This window comes from Lelliottia sp. AC1 (assembly GCF_023278595.1).
GTDB classification, from domain to species: domain Bacteria; phylum Pseudomonadota; class Gammaproteobacteria; order Enterobacterales; family Enterobacteriaceae; genus Enterobacter; species Enterobacter nimipressuralis.
Map to the genome: position 1 here is coordinate 872071 of NZ_CP025699.1, position 20325 is coordinate 892395.

The following is a 20325-nucleotide window of genomic DNA, read 5'->3' on the forward strand; positions in this document are numbered from 1 at the left end:
TATTTAATCCTGCTTTAACTCCTCATTTTCCCTCTGGTTATTTCTTAAACCCTCAATTCTTGTAGGGCCGCATATCGCTTGCTATGCCGCCAGCGTTTCGCATATTATTCTGCGGTCATAATAATAATTCTCGTTTACGTTATCATTCACTCTTTCATCAGAGATATACCAATGGCGCTCAAAACTGCTCAGCCAAAGAGTCCTTCGCTGCGTAAAATCGCGGTCGTTGTAGCCACAGCGGTAGGCGGCATGTCTGCTTTTGCACATGCGGCTGACACCCCCAAAAAAGAAGACACCATTACGGTGACGGCGGCCCCAGCGGCACAAGAAAGTGCATGGGGACCGGCGGCAACCATCGCGGCGCGTCAGTCCGCAACCGGCACCAAAACCGATACCCCTATTCAAAAAGTCCCGCAGTCTATTTCTGTGGTGACCGCCGAAGAGATGGCGCTGCATCAGCCACGCTCGGTAAAAGAGGCGTTGAGCTACACCCCAGGCGTTGCAGTTGGCACGCGTGGCGCATCAAACACCTATGACTATCTGGTCATTCGTGGTTTTGCGGCCGATGGTCAGAGCCAGAACAACTACCTCGACGGTATGAAGATGCAGGGCAACTTCTATAACGACGCGGTGATTGACCCTTATATGCTGGAGCGCGCTGAAATCATGCGCGGTCCGGTTTCCGTGCTGTACGGAAAAAGCAGCCCAGGCGGTTTGCTGAACATGGTGAGCAAGCGCCCAATGACGGAGCCGCTGAAAGAGATCCAGTTCAAAGTCGGCACCGACAGCCTGTTCCAGACCGGGTTTGACTTCAGCGATGCAATTGATGATGACGGCGTCTACTCCTACCGTCTGACCGGCGTAGCGCGTTCCAATAACGCCCAGCAGGAGCGTGCGGAAGAGCAGCGTTATGCTATCGCGCCGTCGTTCTCCTGGCGTCCGGATGACAAAACTAACTTCACCTTCCTCTCTTACTTCCAGAATGAGCCAGAAACGGGCTACTACGGCTGGTTGCCAAAAGAGGGTACGGTTGAGCCACTGCCAAACGGCAGCCGTCTGCCGACCGACTTCAACGAAGGTGCGAAGAACAATACCTACTCCCGTAACCAGAAAATGGTTGGGTACAGCTTCGACCACGAATTCAACGACACCTTTACCGTGCGTCAGAACCTGCGCTTTGCTGAGAATAAAACCTCGCAAAACAGCGTCTACGGTTACGGTGTATGTACCGATCCGGCGAATGCGGGCAGCAAACAGTGTGCGGCCTTAGCGCCGGCGGACAAAGGTCATTATCTGGCGCGTAAATACGTGGTTGATGATGAGAAGCTGCAAAACTTCACCGTGGATACCCAGTTGCAGAGCAAATTTGCGACCGGTGCCGTTGACCACACCCTGCTGACCGGCGTTGACTTTATGCGTATGCGTAACGACATCAACTCCTGGTTCGGCTACGACGACTCCGTGCCGTTGCTGGATCTCTACAATCCGGTGTACACCGATTTCGATTTCAATTCGAAAGATCCGGCTACGTCCGGTCCGTATCAGATCCTGAACCGTCAGAAGCAAACGGGTCTGTACGTTCAGGACCAGGCGCAGTGGGATAAAGTGCTGGTGACTCTGGGCGGTCGTTACGACTGGGCCGATCAGGAATCCTACAACCGTGTTTACAACACCACCTCCAAACGTGACGATACCCAGTTCACCTGGCGTGGTGGCGTTAACTACCTGTTTGATAACGGCGTAACCCCGTACTTCAGCTACAGCGAATCCTTCGAACCGGCGTCTCAGACCGATGCGCAGGGTAAACTGTTCTCACCGTCTAAAGGTAAGCAGTACGAAGCGGGCGTGAAATATGTGCCGAGCGATCGTCCTATCGTGTTGACCGGTGCGGTCTACCAACTGACCAAAACCAACAACCTGATGGCTGATCCGGCAGGCTCATTCTTCTCCGTTGAGGGTGGCGAAATTCGTTCACGCGGCGTGGAAATTGAAGCTAAAGCGGCGCTGTCTGCGAGTGTTAACGTCGTAGGGTCTTACACCTACACGGATGCGGAATACACCACCGACACCAACTACAAAGGCAACACGCCTGCGCAGGTGCCAAAACACATGGCTTCCCTGTGGGGTGACTACACCTTCTTTGATGGCGCACTGTCTGGCCTGACACTGGGGACCGGCGGCCGTCTGACCGGCTCCAGCTATGGCGACCCGGCGAACTCCTTCAAAGTGGGCAGTTACACCGTTGTCGATGCCCTGGTACGTTACGATCTGGCGCGCTTCGGTATGGCGGGTTCCAACGTGGCGGTTCACGTCAACAACCTGTTGGATCGTGAATACGTCGCAAGCTGCTTCAACACCTACGGCTGCTTCTGGGGTGCTGAACGCCAGGTTGTCGCCACGGCGACCTTCCGCTTCTAATCTCTCTTCGGGCACGGTTCGCCGTGCCCTTTAACAAGTTGGCCACTATGCAGGAAAATAGACCGCACTCCGATACCACGTTTGCGCTTAATAACACCTCCTTTCGCGTCCCAGGACGCACGCTGCTGCATCCGCTCTCTTTGACATTCCCTGTCGGCAAAGTCACGGGCCTTATCGGTCACAACGGTTCGGGTAAATCCACCTTGCTCAAAATGCTGGGGCGCCATCAGCCGCCGTCCGAAGGGGAGATCCTGCTCGACGGGCAGCCGCTTGAGAGCTGGAAAAGCAAAGCCTTTGCCCGCAAAGTCGCCTATCTGCCGCAGCAACTGCCGCAGGCTGAAGGGATGACCGTGCGCGAACTGGTGGCGATTGGACGTTATCCGTGGCACGGCGCGCTCGGGCGGTTTGGTGTGGCTGACAGAGAGAAAGTGGAAGAGGCGATCGCGCTGGTGGGGTTAAAACCGCTGGCGCACCGTCTGGTGGATAGCCTCTCCGGCGGCGAGCGTCAGCGCGCGTGGATCGCGATGCTGGTGGCTCAGGACAGTAACTGCCTGCTGCTGGACGAACCAACCTCGGCGCTGGACATCGCCCATCAGGTGGATGTGCTGGCGCTGATTCATCGCCTCAGCCAGCAGAAAGGGCTGACGGTGATCGCCGTTCTGCACGATATCAATATGGCCGCGCGCTACTGCGATTATCTGGTGGCCCTGCGTGGGGGCGAGATGATTGCGCAAGGTATGCCGTCTGAGCTGATGCGCGGCGAAACGCTGGAACTGATCTACGGAATTCCAATGGGTATCCTGCCTCACCCGTCAGGGGCTGCACCGGTGAGCTTTGTGTATTGATGCTGGATCCAACGTTGATAAGTCGCCGTCGGTTACTGACGGCGCTGGCGCTTTCGCCACTGCTGTTAAAAATGAATACCGCGCGTGCGGCTTCTATTGATCCGCACCGCATTGTGGCGCTGGAGTGGCTGCCGGTTGAGCTGATGCTGGCGCTGGGCATCGCGCCGTACGGCGTGGCGGATATTCCTAACTACAACATGTGGGTCAACGAGCCAAAGATCCCCGCGTCAACCATCGATATCGGCCTGCGCACCGAGCCGAATCTCGAACTCCTGACGCAGATGAAACCCTCGTTTTTGGTCTGGTCTGCGGGCTACGGCCCTTCGCCGGAGACGCTGGCACGCATTGCGCCGGGGCGGGGGTTCACCTTCAGCGACGGTAAAAAACCGCTGACCATGGCGCGTCATTCGATTAATGAAATGGCCCAGCTTCTGGACCGCGAGGCGGCGGCAAAACAGCACCTCGACCATTTCGACGGTTTTATCGATTCGCTCAAACCCCGCTTTGCCGCGCGTGGCAACCGTCCGTTGCTGATGGTCACGCTGCTGGATGCGCGTCACGTGCTGGTATTTGGCAAAAACTGCCTGTTCCAGGAAGTGCTCGATCGCTTCGCTATTACGAATGCCTGGGAAGGGGAGATGACCTTCTGGGGCAGTACCACTGTCGGCATCGATCGTCTGGCGCAGTTCCGCGATGTAGACGTGCTCTGTTTCGATCATGGCAATGACCGTGAGATGCAAACCCTGATGGCGACGCCGCTGTGGCAGGCGATGCCGTTCGTGCGCGAGCAGCGTTTCCAGCGTGTGCCTGCGGTGTGGTTCTACGGAGCGACGCTGTCGGCGATGCACTTTGCCCGCGTGCTTGATAGCGCATTGGGAGGCAAAGCATGAGATCGCGGATCGCACTTTTCCCGACGCTGCTGTTAACCGTCGTTTTCGTCGTTGCACTGTTCTTAACCTGGTCAAATTTGTCGATTGCGCTGCCGCGCGCGCAGTGGGGCCAGGCCTTCTCCTTACCGGATATCGATAACATCCAGCAGATGCTGTTCCACTACAGCCTGTTGCCACGCCTGGCGATTTCATTGCTGGTGGGCGCGGGGCTGGGGCTGGTCGGCGTTCTGTTCCAGCAGGTGCTGCGTAACCCGCTGGCGGAACCGACGACGCTTGGCGTCGCCACTGGCGCACAGCTTGGTATCACCATCACCACGCTCTGGGCGCTGCCCGGCGCACTCACCAGCCAGTTCGCTGCGCTGGCGGGGGCCTGTGTGGTCGGTGCGCTGGTCTTCGGTGTGGCGTGGGGGAAACGTCTTTCTCCGGTAACGCTGATTCTGGCGGGGCTGGTGGTGAGCCTCTACTGCGGGGCCATCAACCAGCTGCTGGTGCTGTTCCATCATGACGAACTGCAAAGCATGTTCCTGTGGAGCACCGGGACGCTGACCCAGACCGACTGGAGTATCGTGCAACGCCTGTGGCCACAGCTGATCGGCGGCGTAGTGCTGACCTTGCTGCTGCTGCGTCCGCTGACGCTGATGGGGCTGGATGATGGCGTGGCGCGCAATCTCGGGCTGGCGCTTTCTCTGGCACGTCTTGCCGCGCTGACGCTGGCGATTGTGCTCAGCGCACTGCTGGTAAATGCGGTCGGGATTATCGGCTTTATCGGCCTGTTTGCACCGTTGCTGGCGAAAATGCTCGGTGCGCGTCGCCTGCTGTCGCGACTGATGCTGGCGCCGCTGATTGGGGCGCTGATCCTCTGGCTGTCGGATCAAATCATTCTCTGGCTCGCCCGCGTGTGGATGGAAGTCTCCACCGGTTCCGTCACCGCATTGATTGGGGCGCCGTTGCTGCTATGGCTGCTGCCGCGTCTGCGCAGCATGAGCGCGCCCGCGATGGACGCCGGGGATAAAGTCTATGCCGAGCGTCAGCACATTCAGTGGTTTGTGCTGACCGGGCTGATCGTGTTGCTGATTGTCGCCTGGATTGCCCTCTCACTGGGGCGCGATGCCAGCGGCTGGCACTGGGCGACAGGCCCGATGCTGGATGAATTGCTGCAATGGCGCTGGCCGCGTATTTTCTCGGCGCTGATCGCAGGGGTGATGCTGGCTGTCGCCGGGTGCATTATCCAGCGTCTGACGGGTAATCCGATGGCCAGCCCGGAAGTGCTGGGCATCAGCTCCGGCGCGGCGTTTGGCGTAGTGATGATGCTGTTCTTCGTACCGGGCGATGCGTTTGGCTGGCTGATGCCTGCGGGCAGTATCGGTGCCGCCGCGACGCTGATGATCATTATGATCGCCGCCGGGCGCGGGGGCTTTTCTCCGCACCGGATGCTGCTTGCCGGTATGGCGCTTAGCACTGCATTTACCATGCTGTTGATGATGCTGCAGGCCAGCGGCGATCCGCGCATGGCGCAGATCCTGACCTGGATTTCTGGTTCGACTTACGGCGCGACGGGGGCACAGGTGGTGCATTCCGGGATTGCGATGATCTTGCTGCTGGCAATCACGCCGTTGTGCCGCCGCTGGATGACGATTCTGCCGCTGGGCGGTGAAACGGCACGTGCGGTCGGGATTGCATTGACGCCCTCGCGCGTCGGCTTGCTGCTGCTGGCGGCCTGCCTGACCGCCGTCGCGACCATGACCATTGGCCCACTCAGCTTTGTTGGTCTGATGGCGCCGCACATCGCGCGCATGATGGGGTTCCGCCGCACGATGCCGCATATCGTGATCTCCGCGCTGGTGGGCGGAATGATACTGGTGATCGCCGACTGGCTGGGCAGGATGGTGCTGTTTCCGTATCAGATCCCGGCGGGGCTGCTGTCGACGTTTATTGGTGCGCCGTACTTTATTTATTTGCTGAGAAAGCAGAGCCGATAAAAAAACGGCAGCCGAGAGGCTGCCGTTTTGCATTTACTTTGTTTGTCGCGTGGCGATTAAAGCTTCGCAAACACCTTACGCGCTGCGTCGATGGTGTTATTGATATCTTCTTCGCTGTGCGCCACGGACATAAAGCCCGCTTCAAACGCTGACGGTGCCAGATACACACCCTCTTCCAGCATCAGATGGAAGAAACGCTTAAAGCGCTCAACGTCGCACTTCACCACGTCCTGATAGCAGGTCACGGTTTTCGCATCGGTGAAGAAGATCCCGAACATGCCGCCCACGTGGTTCACCACCAGCGGAATGCCCGTTTCTTCTGCGGCTTCCAACAGCCCGTTCGCCAGTTGGGTGGTCAAATCGGTCAGGGTTTCGTGAATACCCGGCTGCGCCACTTCGGTCAGGCAGGCAAAACCTGCCGCCATCGCAATCGGGTTACCGGACAGGGTACCCGCCTGATAAACCGGACCCGTCGGGGCCAGCGCTTCCATCACCTCTTTGCGTCCGCCAAAGGCGCCCACCGGCATACCGCCGCCGATGATTTTGCCCAGACAGGTCAGGTCTGGCACCACGTCGTAGTATGACTGAGCACCCGCCAGCGCCACGCGGAAGCCGGTCATTACTTCGTCAATGATCAGCAGCGCACCGAATTCGTCGCACAGCGCGCGCAGGCCTGGCAGGAATTCTGGCTGCGGAGGGATACAGTTCATGTTACCCGCGACCGGTTCCACGATGATGCAGGCGATCTCCTGCGGATACTGTTCGAATGCGGCGCGAACCGTCTCCAGATCGTTATAGGTGCAGGTCAGGGTGTGTTTGGCAAAATCTGCCGGTACGCCCGGAGAGTTCGGCTGGCCGAGGGTCAGCGCGCCGGAACCGGCTTTTACCAACAGGCAGTCGGCGTGACCATGATAGCAGCCTTCGAATTTGATGATTTTGTCGCGACCGGTAAAGCCGCGCGCCAGGCGGATAGCGCTCATGGTGGCTTCCGTACCGGAGTTCACCATGCGCACCATGTCCATGGTCGGGACCAGTTCGGTCACCAGCTCCGCCATTTTGACTTCCATCTCGGTAGGTGCACCGAAGCTCAGGCCGCGCTGTGCCGCTTCAATTACCGCATTGCGGATAGTCGGGTGGTTGTGACCCAGCACCATCGGACCCCAGGAGCCGACATAATCGATATAGGCTTTGCCGTCCACATCGTACAGATACGCGCCGTCCGCACGTTCAATAAACAGCGGCGTTCCGCCGACGCCGGTAAAGGCGCGAACAGGAGAGTTGACCCCGCCTGGGATTAGCTCGCGTGCTGCACTGTAGAGGTTTTCAGACTTACTCATAGCGTCGTTCCTGGTTCGTAGAAAAGGGTTTAGCCAGCTATTCTAAGGGATTCGCCGAAGGTTATAAAATTTTGCCCCAATGATCCTGAACAATTGTTTAGGATTTTTCAGGCGACGGGCAGCGTCAGGGGCATTAAAATCCCTGCGTTAATTGTATGACCAATAAAAGAAGCCGTGATGACAGCACAAAACTCCTCTTTTGAAGAACAGCAATTTGCCCGCCAGCGCCGTCGGGTCAGCGTTCGACGCTTATTGAATCGCGACAAAACGCCGCTGGTGATCCTGGTGATGGCCGCAGTAGTCGGAACGCTCGCAGGGCTTGTGGGCGTGGCGTTTGAGAAAGCCGTCAATGGCGTACAAAACTGGCGCATCGGCACGCTGGGCGGTGTGGCCGATAACCCGTGGCTGCTGTGGTCGATGGCTTTTGGCTTGTCGGCGCTTCTGGCAATGCTGGGCTATTTCCTGGTACGCAAATTTGCCCCGGAGGCGGGCGGTTCCGGTATTCCCGAGATCGAAGGCGCGCTGGAAGAGCTGCGTCCGGTGCGCTGGTGGCGCGTGATTCCGGTGAAATTTATCGGTGGGATGGGGACGCTCGGGGCAGGCATGGTGTTAGGCCGTGAAGGGCCAACGGTGCAGCTCGGCGGAAATATCGGGCGGATGGTGGCAGATGTTTTCCGCATGCGCAGCGGCGAAGCGCGCCATACGCTGCTGGCGACCGGGGCCGCGGCGGGGCTTTCGGCGGCCTTCAACGCGCCGCTGGCCGGGATACTGTTTATCATCGAAGAGATGCGCCCGCAGTTTCGCTACAACCTTATCTCGATCAAGGCGGTCTTCACTGGCGTGATCATGTCGAGCATTGTGTTTCGCATTTTCAACGGCGAATCCGCAGTCATTGAGGTGGGTAAGCTCACCAATGCGCCAGTGAACACGCTGTGGCTGTATCTGATTCTGGGGATGATTTTTGGCGTGTTGGGGCCGCTGTTTAATTTTCTGATACTTAAAACACAGGATATGTTCCAGCGCATTCACGGCGGTAATATCACGAAATGGGTGTTGATCGGCGGTCTGCTCGGCGGGATGTGCGGTGTGCTGGGCGTGATCGAACCGGGTGCAGCAGGCGGCGGATTCAACCTGATTCCCATCGCCGTGGCCGGCAATTTTAGCCTGGGAATGCTCCTGTTTCTGTTTATCTCCCGCGTGGTGACGACGCTGCTCTGTTTTTCCTCGGGCGCCCCGGGCGGAATTTTTGCGCCGATGCTGGCGCTGGGAATGTTGCTCGGCACCGCTTTTGGAATGGCCGCCGCAGCGGGATTCCCGGCGTATGAGTTGCAGGCCGGGACCTTTGCCGTTGCCGGAATGGGGGCGCTGCTGGCGGCGTCGTTGCGCGCGCCGCTGACCGCCATCGTGCTGGTTCTGGAGATGACCGACAATTATCAGCTCATTTTGCCAATGATCATTACCTGTCTCGGCGCGACACTATTAGCCCAATTCCTGGGCGGAAAGCCGTTATACTCCACCATTCTTGCGCGTACCCTGGCGAAGCAGGAGGCGGCACTGGCTGAGAAGCAGAATACTTGAATGAATTACCAGGGTATTAGATAATGAAAAAAAGAATTGGATGTTTTTTAATCCGATTCAGTAGCAGTATTCATGGGAGCAAAAAATGAGTGATGACGTAGCGCTGCCGTTGCAGTTTACCGAAGCAGCAGCCATTAAAGTGAAAAGCCTGATTGCGGATGAAAATAATCCGGAGCTGAAACTGCGTGTTTATATTACCGGCGGTGGCTGCAGCGGCTTCCAGTATGGTTTCACCTTTGACGATCAGATCAACGACGGTGACATGACCATTGAGAAGCAGGGTGTCGCGCTGGTCGTTGACCCGATGAGCCTGCAATATCTGGTCGGTGGCGCGGTGGATTACACCGAAGGCCTGGAAGGTTCGCGCTTTGTGGTGACTAACCCGAACGCGAAAAGCACCTGTGGGTGTGGATCTTCGTTCAGTATTTAACTGTGATGCGGCCTTTTCCGACCAGGAGAGGGTACGAACACCAAAAACGGCAACCCTGGGTTGCCGTTTTGCTTTTACCTTCCGTTTTCATCCAGTGCAAACGTCGGCAGCTTAAGGTGCCAGCGAATTGCCGCCAGACGGATCACCAGCGTCACCACCATGCCGATCATCGCTGCGGTTTCCAGCTCTACACCAAAGGTGTAGAACGCGGTTGCATGGACAATTCCGCCGATAATACAGGCGGTGGCGTAGATTTCGGTGCGCAGAATCATTGGGATTTCGCGCGCCAGAATATCACGGATAATCCCGCCGCCAACGCCGGTCAATACGCCCATGCAGATTGCCACCAGCGGGCCGGTTCCTGCCATGAAGGCTTTATTGACGCCAATCCCGACAAACACCGCCAGACCCACGGCATCAAGCACCGGCAGGATCCATTTTGGTAACCGGCGTGGCTGGCGCACCAGCACGATGGTCAGCAGGCACGTCACCATCGCGACCACCAGGTCGGTGGGATCTTTGACCCAAAACACCGGGCCATGATCGAGCGCCATATCGCGGATCGTCCCACCGCCGACGGCCGTCACCACGCCGAGCACTAATACGCCAAAGGGGTCCATGCGTAATTTGCCCGCAAGCAGAACGCCGGAGATAGCAAAAACGGCTGTGCCAAGGATATCCAGCCAATAAACGAGCATTTTTCAATCCTCAGAGAATGAGGGCCTAATTAATGGCTCTGCGCCAGGGCAGAGCAGAGTTGTTTTGCGGCGAGGATAATACGCGGGCTTGCCCGTTCAAACCAGTCACTGTGTAGGGCAATAACGGGAATTTTTAGCTGGCTTTGCCAGAAATTTTCAATTTTCGGAATCTCACTCGCATTCCCTATCACCACAATGGCCTGTGGCTGACGCGCCAGTACCTGTTCACGGCTGACCTGAGGCCAGGGAACGCGGCTTGCTGCGAAGATATTTTCACCGCCACACACTTCCAGAACCTGATTCTGAATCGACCCTTTTCCGGTGGTAAACAGCGGCTGGCTGCCAAACTGCAGGAAGACGCGCTTTTTCACCGGCGTGTCGTATTTTTTCTTCAGTGCAGCGTAGTCGTTCAGCATTTGCTGTGCGGCCTGCAGCGCTTTTTCAGGCGTCGGGCTCCAGGGGGCTAAATCACGTAACGCCTGCGCCACTTGCTCAATGCTGATGGCATCGACCCACAGCACTTTTATCCCCAGCGATGAGAGCTGATTGACCTGACGTTCGGCATTCCCGCCGCGCCAGGCAAGCACCAGGTCCGGCTTTAGCGCCACGATGCGCTCGAGATTCATCCCCTGCCAGGTCGAGACCTCTTCGATCTTTTTCGCTTCCGGGGGATAGTCAGAAAAGCTGCTCACGCCCACGGGGGTGATCCCGGCGGCAAAAGCCAGTTCCGTATTGGCGGGGGAGAGGGTAATAACACGCGGCGCGGCCACAAGCCACGCCGGTGTAAGTAAGAAGAGGGCGACCAGCGCCCTTGCATACTTAGCCACGCGCCAGTTTCTGCACCAGGGTTTCAACCATGATGGTGGACTGTTTGGCGGCAACTGCCAGGAACTCGTCGAAGCTCAGGTGGGATTGCTGATCGGCCACGTCGGAGATGGCGCGAACCACCACAAACGGCACGCTGAAGTTGTGGCACACATGTGCAATAGCGGTCGCTTCCATCTCTACGGCAATCGCCTGAGGGAAGTTGTGGCGGATTTTCGCCAGACCGACAGAGCCATTGATGAACGCATCACCGCTGACAATCAGACCGCGCACGGCGTTCAGGTTCAGCTCGGCGATGCAGCTTTCTGCGGCAGCAATCAGCTTATCGTCGGCTTTAAAGCCTGCCGGGCAGCCAGGCAGCTGGCCATATTCGTAACCGAATGCCGTGACATCGGCATCGTGATAGCGCGCTTCATCGGAGACCACGATATCGCCCACTTTCAGCGTAGGAGCCAGACCGCCCGCAGAACCGGTGTTGATGATTACGTCCGGTTTGCAGCGCTCAAGCAGCAGGGTCGCGCCCAGTGCTGCCGCCACTTTACCGATGCCTGATTTCAGCAGAGCGACGTCAGTTCCGTTCAACTGGCCGGTGTAGATTTCACATCCACCCAGAGAGAGCGTCTGACAGTTCTCAATTTTGTCACGCAGCAGCGTAACTTCTTCTTCCATTGCACCAATAATGCCGATTTTCATAGATTTACTCGCGATGTGCCTTGTTAAGATGCATAGTCTATCATGCGCATCAGGGGAAACGCATTCTCAGGCGGGGGAGCTCATGGCACCAATCGATTTTCGCAACAAAATTAACTGGCATCGTCGTTTCCGTTCTCCGCAGGGAGAAAAGAGCGAGCACGAGATCCTGCGTATCTTTGAAAGCGATCGCGGGCGCATTGTGAACTCCCCGGCGATCCGCCGCCTGCAACAAAAAACCCAGGTGTTCCCGCTGGAGCGTAATGCCGCGGTTCGCACGCGCCTCACCCATTCCATGGAAGTACAGCAGGTCGGGCGTTACATCGCCAAAGAGATTTTAAGTCGCCTGAAAGAGCAGCGTTTGCTCGAAACCTACGGTCTGGATGAACTGACCGGACCGTTCGAGAGCATCGTAGAGATGGCCTGTCTGATGCATGACATTGGCAACCCGCCGTTTGGTCATTTTGGCGAGGCGGCGATAAACGACTGGTTCAAACAGAAGCTGTTCCCCTCCGATGCGGCAAGCCAGCCGCTGAGCGATGACCGTTGTATCGTCAGGGCGCTTCGTCTGCGCGAAGGCGAGGAGACCTTAAACGATTTGCGCCGCAAGGTGCGGCAGGATCTTTGCCAGTTCGAAGGCAATGCACAGGGGATTCGGCTGGTGCACTCCCTGATGCGCATGAACCTGACGTGGGCGCAGGTTGGCTGCATTCTGAAATACACCCGCCCGGCGTGGTGGATGGGTGAACCGCCCGCGACGCACAGCTATTTAATGAAAAAGCCCGGCTATTATTTATCCGAAGAACGCTATATTGAAAGGCTGCGTAAAGAACTTTCGCTGACCCCGCATGGCCGCTTTCCATTGACCTGGATTATGGAAGCCGCGGACGATATCTCCTATTGCGTGGCCGATCTGGAAGACGCGGTTGAGAAAAGAATATTTAGCGTTGAAGAGCTTTACCAGCATCTTTACGAGGCCTGGGGCACGCATGAGAAAGGCTCTCTGTTTTCTCAGGTGGTCGAAAATGCGTGGGATAAATCGCGTTCTAATTCATTGAGTCGCAGCACCGAAGATCAGTTCTTCATGTATTTGCGCGTCAATACATTAAATAAACTGGTGCCCTACGCGGCATCACGTTTTATCGATAATTTGCCGGCGATTTTTAGCGGGGAGTTTAATCACGCGCTGCTGGAAGATGACAGTGGCTTCAGCCAACTGCTTGAGTTGTATAAGAACGTTGCGATGCGGCATGTATTCAGCCATCCCGACGTCGAACAGCTGGAATTGCAGGGTTACCGGGTGATCAGCGGCCTGCTGGAAATTTATCGACCGCTGCTGCAATTATCCGTCGACGATTTTACCGAGCTGGTGGAAAAAGATCGTATTAAGCGTCTGCCGATAGAAACGCGGCTGCTGCATAAACTCTCGACACGCCATCGTCTTGCCTACGTCGAAGCGGTGAGTAAAATTGAACGCGATACCGTCCAGTGGCCGGTGCTGGAATATTATTATCGCTGCCGTCTTATTCAGGACTATATCAGCGGAATGACCGATTTGTATGCATGGGATGAATACCGGCGCCTGATGGCAGTGGAATAATGAATGAGTTTTGTAAAGACGAACAATAAATTTTTACTTTTTCCAAAAACTTATTCCCGGAACTTCGGGCTATAAAACGAATCTGATGTACACAGCAATTTTGCGTTATCTGTAAATCGAGATTGAGAACATGAAAAAAACCACATTAGCAATGAGTGCACTGGCTCTGAGTTTAGGTTTAGCGTTATCCCCTCTGACTGCCACCGCAGCTGAGACCGCCTCTTCGGCCGCCACGGCGCAGCAGATGCCAAGCCTTGCCCCGATGCTCGAAAAAGTGATGCCATCGGTGGTGAGTATTAACGTTGAGGGGAGCACAACCGTTAATACACCGCGCATGCCGCGCAACTTCCAGCAGTTCTTCGGTGACAACTCACCGTTCTGCCAGGACGGTTCCCCGTTCCAGAGTTCGCCATTCTGTCAGGGTGGCGGCGCGGGCGATGATGGCCCAGGTACGGGTAACGGCGGCGGTCAGCAGCAGAAATTCATGGCGCTCGGCTCAGGTGTCATTATTGATGCCGCGAAAGGCTATGTTGTGACCAACAACCACGTGGTGGACAACGCCAGCACCATCAAAGTGCAGCTGAGCGATGGCCGTAAATTTGATGCCAAAGTGGTGGGTAAAGATCCCCGCTCTGACATCGCTCTGATCCAGATTCAGGATCCGAAAAACCTGACGGCGATTAAACTCGCTGACTCCGATGCTCTGCGCGTCGGTGATTACACCGTGGCAATCGGTAACCCGTTTGGTCTGGGTGAAACCGTGACCTCCGGTATCGTTTCTGCGCTGGGTCGTAGCGGCCTGAATGCGGAAAACTACGAAAACTTCATTCAGACCGATGCGGCGATTAACCGTGGTAACTCCGGCGGTGCGCTGGTGAACCTGAACGGTGAGCTGATCGGGATTAACACCGCGATCCTGGCACCGGACGGCGGCAACATCGGTATCGGCTTTGCGATCCCAAGCAACATGGTGAAAAACCTGACCAGTCAGATGGTTGAGTTTGGCCAGGTGAAACGCGGCGAGCTGGGTATTCTGGGTACAGAGCTGAACTCCGAGCTGGCGAAAGCAATGAAAGTTGACGCTCAGCGCGGCGCATTCGTCAGCCAGGTCATGCCGAGCTCTTCTGCGGCGAAGGCCGGTATCAAGGCCGGTGATGTGATCACCACCCTGAACGGCAAGCCAATCAGCAGCTTCGCGGCGCTGCGTGCTGAAGTCGGCTCTATGCCGGTCGGCAGCAAAGTGAACCTGGGACTGCTGCGCGATGGCAAACCGGTGAACGTGAGTCTGGAACTGCAGCAGAGCAGCCAGAATCAGGTCGATTCCAGCACTATCTTCAGCGGTATTGAAGGTGCGGATATGAGCAACAAAGGCGCGGATAAAGGTGTGGTGGTGAGCAATGTCAAAGCTAACACTCCGGCGGCGCGTATTGGCCTGAAAAAAGGCGATGTGATTATCGGTGCAAACCAGCAGCCGGTGAAAAACATCGCGGAACTGCGCAAAATTCTCGACAGCAAACCAACGGTGCTGGCGCTGAATATTCAGCGTGGTGACACTACGCTGTACCTGTTGATGCAGTAATCCCCTCAGCCCCTGCCTGCTATCAGGCAGGGGCTTTCTTCGTTTCTGTGACCCTTTCCACAAGTCCATACTTCTCCCCCTGACTTTGTGCATCCGCACAATGCGACACCCTTTGAACTCCCCTATGCTTGAGCTCAGCTCACAGGAGGGTTACATGGCTGGCTGGCATCTTGATACCAAAATGGCGCAGGAAATCGTGGCGCGAACCATGCGCATCATCGATACCAATATCAACGTAATGGATGCCCGTGGGCGAATTATCGGCAGCGGCGATCGCGAGCGCATTGGGGAATTGCACGAAGGCGCGCTTCTGGTGCTTTCCCAGGGGCGGGTGGTGGATATCGACGATGCGGTGGCGCGACACCTGCACGGCGTGCGTCAGGGGATAAACCTGCCGCTACGTCTGGAAGGGGAGATCGTAGGCGTCATCGGCCTGACCGGCGAGCCAGAATCACTGCGAAAATACGGTGAACTGGTGTGCATGACCGCCGAGATGATGCTGGAGCAATCGCGCCTGATGCACCTCCTGGCCCAGGACAGCCGTCTGCGCGAAGAGCTGGTGATGAACCTGATTCAGGCCGAAGAGCACACGCCGGCGCTCACGGAGTGGGCGCAGCGTCTGGGTATCGATCTCAATCAACCGCGCGTGGTGGCGGTGATTGAGGTAGACAGCGGTCAGCTTGGTGTGGATAGCGCAATGGCGGAGCTGCAGCAGCTGCAAAACGCGCTGGCGACACCGGAGCGGAATAACCTGGTAGCAATCGTGTCGCTGACAGAAATGGTGGTGCTGAAACCGGCGCTGAACCCGTTTGGCCGCTGGGATGCGGAAGACCATCGGCGTCGGGTTGAGCAACTTATCTCACGCATGAAAGAGAACGGGCAGCTGCGTTTCCGCGTCGCGCTCGGCAACTATTTCAGCGGGCCGGGCAGCATCGCGCGTTCATGGCGAACGGCGCGCACCACCATGATGGTGGGGAAACAGCGGATGCCCGAAAGCCGGGGCTATTTCTATCAGGATTTAATGTTGCCGGTGCTGCTCGACAGTTTACGCGGCGGCTGGCAGGCCAATGAGCTGGCGCGACCGCTGGTGCGCCTGAAAGCGATGGATAATAACGGGCTACTGCGCCGTACGTTACAGGCCTGGTTTCGTCATAACGTTCAGCCGCTGGCGACCTCAAAAGCGCTGTTTATTCACCGCAATACGCTGGAATACCGGTTGAATCGTATTTCGGAACTGACCGGTCTGGATCTGGGGAATTTCGATGACAGGTTGCTGCTGTATGTGGCGTTGCAACTGGATGAGCAGCGGTGATGTACGGCCTGACGCCTTAACTCCGCCCTCTTTTAAGGAAGAGTGAAAAACAAAAAACGGCAACCGGGAGTTGCCGTTTTGCATTTATTTCCCGCGCGTTAACTTCTCAAGATCCGATTCAATTTCGCTGATCTTGTTGGTCACAACGCTTTCAAGATGACGCAGATCGTCAAGGATCTTACGTTTAAGATCGACTTCGGTGCGATCGCGCTGGCAGATCTGATCGAGTTCATCAATGACATAGCGGAGATTCGGGCTGATTTCCTGAACCTCTTTATACCCCTGGCCGACGCCATCAGCGACGACGGTTTTACGTTGACGCGGGTATTTGAACTTCACGCTCTTCGCGAAAAACTCTCCTTTGTCCTTGTGAAAATAGATTTTCAGAATATCGTTGTTCGCTTCCTGGCGGAGGCTGTAACGATCAATTTCATCAGGATTGGTAATGCCCAGACTTTTCAGATTATCGTACATAGCGGTACCCTTGAGCTCAACATAACCTATGAATAATTAACGAAAAAATCTATCTTCGCCACCATCAGATGTAAAAAAAGCGGGGTGGCCCCCGCTTTTTGTTATACCCGATTAATCGATCGTACGCAGCAGTTCGTTGATACCGACTTTGCCCCGCGTTTTCGCATCGACTTTTTTTACGATAACCGCACAGTACAGGCTGTATTTGCCATCTTTAGACGGCAGGTTACCGGAAACGACAACCGAACCGGCCGGAACGCGACCGTAATGCACTTCACCCGTTTCACGATCGTAAATGCGGGTGCTCTGGCCGATGTAGACGCCCATTGAGATCACTGAGCCTTCTTCTACGATCACGCCTTCAACCACTTCGGAGCGCGCGCCGATGAAGCAGTTATCTTCAATGATGGTTGGGTTGGCCTGCAGTGGCTCAAGAACGCCACCGATGCCGACGCCACCGGACAGGTGAACGTTTTTACCAATCTGCGCGCAAGAACCGACGGTTGCCCAGGTATCCACCATGGTGCCTTCGTCAACGTAAGCACCGATGTTCACATAGGACGGCATCAGTACGGTGTTGCGTGCGATAAACGCGCCCTGGCGAACGGCCGCAGGCGGAACCACGCGGAAACCTTCTTTCTGGAAACGCGCTTCGTCGTAATCAGCGAATTTCATCGGCACTTTATCGAAGTAGCGGCTTTCTGCTCCGTCGATAACCTGGTTATCGTTAATACGGAAAGAGAGCAGCACGGCTTTCTTCAGCCACTCATGAGTTACCCACTGGCCGTCAATTTTTTCCGCGACACGCAGCGCGCCGGAATCAAGCAGAGAAATCACCTGATTCACCGCTTCGCGGGTGACGGTATCCACATTTGCCGGGGTAATTTCGGCGCGACGCTCAAAGGCGGACTCAATAACGTTCTGTAACTGCTGCATTGTTTTTACTCTTTCCATTTCACTAAAAAACACGTCACCCTTTATCGTTTGGATTGAGGGCTGCTGTCAACCGTTGTTGTACCTCAAGTTGCAGCTCATTATTAAGGGCACGTCGGTCGGCGGTGGCGATTATGAATAAATCTTCTACTCGCTCGCCAATGGTTGTAATTCTGGCGCCATGCAGCGAAATTCCCAGATCCGCAAAAACCTGGCCAACGCGCGCCAGCAGGCCCGGCTGGTCAAGGGCGATCAGTTCGAGGAACGATTTCCGGTCCGTATGGGTCGGCAGGAAATTGACCTCCGTATCGACGGTAAAATGGCGCAATTTCGCCGGCTGGCGACGCGGCTGTGGCGGCTGCCAGCTGTGCTGGGTAATCGCCTGTTCCAGACCGAAGCGAATGCCTTCGTGCCTGTCGGATGAGAGCGGGCTGCCGTCCGGCTCCAGCACGATAAAGGTGTCCATCGCCATGCCGTCGCGGGTGGTGAAAATTTGCGCGTCGTGAACGCTCAGATTGCGCCGGTCGAGTTCTGCGCAGACGGCGGCAAACAGATAGGCCCGATCCGGGCTCCAGATAAAGATTTCGGTCCCGCCGCGCGTTGCCTGTGGGCTTAGCAGGATCAGCGGTTTTTTCAGATCATGCTTCAGCAGATGCCGCGCGTGCCAGGCGAGCTGATTTGGGCTGTGGCGGACAAAGTAGTTGGCCCGGCAGCGCGACCAGATCTGATGCAGCGCTTCTTCATCAATGTTGTCCATTCGCAGCAGCGCCAGTGCCTGAAGCTGGTGGTGACGCACGCGTTCACGCATATCCGGCGTATTTTGCATCCCGCGACGCAGCTGTTTTTCGGTCGCGAAATAGAGTTCGCGCAACAGGCTCTGCTTCCAGCTGTTCCACAGGGTTTCGTTGGTGGCGCAGATATCCGCGACCGTCAGGCAGACCAGAAAACGCAGGCGGTTTTCAGTTTGAACGATTTCGGCGAACTGCTTGATCACTTCCGGGTCCTGAATATCGCGGCGCTGGGCGGTGACGGACATCAGCAGATGATGGCGCACCAGCCAGGCGACCAGCTGGGTTTCGCGCGAATTCAGGCCGTGTAGTTCAGCAAATTTCAGTACGTCCTGGGCACCGAGCACCGAGTGGTCGCCGCCGCGCCCTTTGGCGATATCGTGGAACAGGGCAGCAATCAGAATCAGTTCCGGGTGGCTGAGGCGCGGCCAAAGCTCAACGCACAGCGGGTGCTTCGACCGTGTCTCTTCTTTGGCGAAACTTTCCAGTTTCAGCATCACGCGAATGGTGTGTTCGTCCACCGTGTAAGCGTGGAACAGGTCAAACTGCATCTGGCCGACAATGTGCGACCACTGAGGCATATAGGCCCAGAGCACGCTATGGCGGTGCATCGGCAGCAGGCCACGGCTGACAGCACCGGGGTGGCGTAACATACTCAGAAAGAGTGAACGCGCTTCCGGGATATAGCACAGAGGCTGCGTCAAATGGCGGCGCGCATGGCGCAGATGGCGCAACGTGGTGGAGTAGATCCCGGTGATCGTGCTGTTGCGCACCATGGTGTAGAACATCCGCAGGATCGCTTCCGGCTCGCGGATAAACAGCGTTTCATCGCGCAGATCGATGAGCGTGCCGCGCAGCTGGAATTCGTCATCAATCGCACGCGGTTTTTCATCGGTGGTCAGCGCCAGGATGGCTTCATCAAAGAGCTGCAATAGCATCTGGTTAAGCTCAGAGACGCGGCGGGTGACGCGGAAGAAATCCTTCATCATCTGTTCAACCGGCTCGTTGCCTTCACCGCTGTAGTTCAGGCGCTGGGCGACGCTGAGCTGGCGGTCGAACAAGAGACGGTTATCGTAGCGGGTCACTTCCAGATGCAGAGCAAAACGGATGCGCCACAGCAGATGCAGGCATTCGTTAAGCTCGTTGCGTTCGGCTTCGGTTAAAAAGCCAAAACCGACCATCTCATCCATGGACGTCGCGCCAAAATGGCGACGGGCGACCCATTGTAAAGTGTGAATGTCGCGCAGGCCGCCGGGACTGCTTTTGATGTCCGGCTCAAGGTTATAGCTGGTGCCGTGATAGCGCTGGTGGCGTACGTTTTGCTCTTCTACTTTTGCGGCGAAGAAGCGCTCCGACGGCCAGAAACCGTCGCTGAAGATATGTTTTTGCAGCTCAAGGAACAGGGCGACGTCGCCGATCAGCAGGCGCGTTTCAATCAGGTTGGTGGCGACCGTGAGATCCGATAACCCTTCCAGCAGGCACTCTTCGAGCGTGCGGACGCTGTGGCCAACTTCCAGCTTCACGTCCCACAGGAGTGTCAGAAGTTCGCCAATTTTTTGCGCCTGTTCGTCGGGCAGCTTTTTGCGGCTCAGCACCAGCAGGTCGATATCGGAAAGCGGGTGCAGTTCACCGCGCCCGTAGCCGCCCACGGCGACCAGCGCGACGTCGCTTATCTGACCAAAACCGTACTCGATCCACAGGCGTTGCAGCAGTTGATCGATAAATTCGGTGCGCGCTTCGATGAGCTCTTCCGCCGAAATACCCTCGTCAAAGGCTTTACCCAGCCAGCGCTGAAAAACGTCGATATGCGCTTTAATATCCGCCACCGTGAGCTCGCGCTGCGGCCAGACTCCAGGGTTGTCCGGCTGGTCGGGCAGGGTGGGGAGTGCCGTGTTCGGATACTGTTCGGGTAAAAGGTTACTCATCTCGTGCGCCACCCATAAGTAAAA

Annotated in this window: 16 protein-coding genes; 9 read left to right on the top strand and 7 right to left on the bottom strand. The window is 56.6% G+C overall.

All coding sequences use genetic code 11. The features are described from left to right. Positions 1 to 171 precede the first annotated feature (171 nt). Genes fhuA through fhuB form a run of 4 tightly spaced genes read left to right on the top strand, consistent with a single transcriptional unit; the run spans position 172 to position 6132 of the window. On the top strand, positions 172 to 2418 hold the full coding sequence (fhuA, locus tag C0560_RS04080; protein ID WP_248859686.1) for a ferrichrome porin FhuA: 2247 nt from the start codon (positions 172 to 174) through the stop codon (positions 2416 to 2418). A 47-nt stretch (positions 2419 to 2465) separates the two neighbouring features. Further along, positions 2466 to 3263, top strand: a complete 798-nt coding sequence (fhuC, locus tag C0560_RS04085) for a Fe3+-hydroxamate ABC transporter ATP-binding protein FhuC (RefSeq protein WP_248859688.1) — start codon at positions 2466 to 2468, stop codon at positions 3261 to 3263. After that, complete coding sequence (gene fhuD, locus C0560_RS04090; protein ID WP_123429466.1) at positions 3263 to 4153, top strand: Fe(3+)-hydroxamate ABC transporter substrate-binding protein FhuD; 891 nt, start codon at positions 3263 to 3265, stop codon at positions 4151 to 4153. Before fhuC ends, fhuD begins: the two co-directional genes overlap by 1 nt. Then, positions 4150 to 6132 (top strand): Fe(3+)-hydroxamate ABC transporter permease FhuB, encoded by a 1983-nt coding sequence (gene fhuB, locus C0560_RS04095; RefSeq protein WP_248859690.1) that lies wholly within the window; start codon positions 4150 to 4152, stop codon positions 6130 to 6132. Before fhuD ends, fhuB begins: the two co-directional genes overlap by 4 nt. A gap of 56 nt (positions 6133 to 6188) precedes the next feature. On the opposite strand, the gene hemL is transcribed toward fhuB, so the two are convergent. Next, a complete protein-coding gene (gene hemL, locus C0560_RS04100) occupies positions 6189 to 7469 on the bottom strand; it encodes a glutamate-1-semialdehyde 2,1-aminomutase (protein ID WP_100777572.1) in 1281 nt (426 codons plus the stop codon). Positions 7470 to 7646: 177 nt separating this feature from the next. Here hemL and clcA point away from each other — a divergent pair, with 177 nt between their 5' ends. Together clcA and erpA are read left to right on the top strand one after the other, a co-directional pair. Next, positions 7647 to 9047 (top strand): H(+)/Cl(-) exchange transporter ClcA, encoded by a 1401-nt coding sequence (gene clcA / locus C0560_RS04105; RefSeq protein WP_107702230.1) that lies wholly within the window; start codon positions 7647 to 7649, stop codon positions 9045 to 9047. An 85-nt stretch (positions 9048 to 9132) separates the two neighbouring features. Then, complete coding sequence (gene erpA, locus C0560_RS04110; protein ID WP_100777570.1) at positions 9133 to 9477, top strand: iron-sulfur cluster insertion protein ErpA; 345 nt, start codon at positions 9133 to 9135, stop codon at positions 9475 to 9477. A gap of 74 nt (positions 9478 to 9551) precedes the next feature. Here erpA and C0560_RS04115 read toward each other — a convergent pair whose 3' ends face one another. Genes C0560_RS04115 through mtnN form a run of 3 tightly spaced genes read right to left on the bottom strand, consistent with a single transcriptional unit; the run spans position 9552 to position 11693 of the window. Continuing rightward, the gene (locus C0560_RS04115) at positions 9552 to 10175 is read right to left on the bottom strand and encodes a TRIC cation channel family protein (protein WP_100777569.1); all 624 of its coding nucleotides are present in this window, start codon (positions 10173 to 10175) and stop codon (positions 9552 to 9554) included. A 29-nt stretch (positions 10176 to 10204) separates the two neighbouring features. Next, entirely contained in the window at positions 10205 to 11002 is a 798-nt protein-coding gene (btuF, locus tag C0560_RS04120; protein WP_123429464.1) for a vitamin B12 ABC transporter substrate-binding protein BtuF, read from the bottom strand. Further along, complete coding sequence (mtnN, locus tag C0560_RS04125; RefSeq protein WP_100777567.1) at positions 10995 to 11693, bottom strand: 5'-methylthioadenosine/S-adenosylhomocysteine nucleosidase; 699 nt, start codon at positions 11691 to 11693, stop codon at positions 10995 to 10997. The genes btuF and mtnN overlap by 8 nt, the downstream gene beginning before the upstream one ends. Before the next feature lie 82 nt (positions 11694 to 11775). Between mtnN and dgt the strand changes: the two genes are divergently transcribed. The 3 genes from dgt (at position 11776) to cdaR (ending at position 16181) form a co-directional block, all read left to right on the top strand. Beyond that, a complete protein-coding gene (dgt, locus tag C0560_RS04130) occupies positions 11776 to 13290 on the top strand; it encodes a dGTPase (protein ID WP_248859691.1) in 1515 nt (504 codons plus the stop codon). A 130-nt stretch (positions 13291 to 13420) separates the two neighbouring features. Then, a complete protein-coding gene (gene degP, locus C0560_RS04135; protein WP_123429461.1) occupies positions 13421 to 14869 on the top strand; it encodes a serine endoprotease DegP in 1449 nt (482 codons plus the stop codon). A gap of 154 nt (positions 14870 to 15023) precedes the next feature. Next, positions 15024 to 16181 (top strand): DNA-binding transcriptional regulator CdaR, encoded by a 1158-nt coding sequence (gene cdaR / locus C0560_RS04140; RefSeq protein WP_181827355.1) that lies wholly within the window; start codon positions 15024 to 15026, stop codon positions 16179 to 16181. Between the two features lie 84 nt (positions 16182 to 16265). Here cdaR and C0560_RS04145 read toward each other — a convergent pair whose 3' ends face one another. From C0560_RS04145 to glnD, 3 genes are all read right to left on the bottom strand, one after another. Beyond that, complete coding sequence (locus tag C0560_RS04145; RefSeq protein ID WP_100777563.1) at positions 16266 to 16655, bottom strand: DUF3461 family protein; 390 nt, start codon at positions 16653 to 16655, stop codon at positions 16266 to 16268. Positions 16656 to 16766: 111 nt separating this feature from the next. Continuing rightward, on the bottom strand, positions 16767 to 17591 hold the full coding sequence (gene dapD, locus C0560_RS04150; protein WP_248859692.1) for a 2,3,4,5-tetrahydropyridine-2,6-dicarboxylate N-succinyltransferase: 825 nt from the start codon (positions 17589 to 17591) through the stop codon (positions 16767 to 16769). Positions 17592 to 17625: 34 nt separating this feature from the next. Next, on the bottom strand, positions 17626 to 20301 hold the full coding sequence (gene glnD, locus C0560_RS04155) for a bifunctional uridylyltransferase/uridylyl-removing protein GlnD (protein WP_102104628.1): 2676 nt from the start codon (positions 20299 to 20301) through the stop codon (positions 17626 to 17628). Between the last annotated feature and the right edge of the window lie 24 nt (positions 20302 to 20325).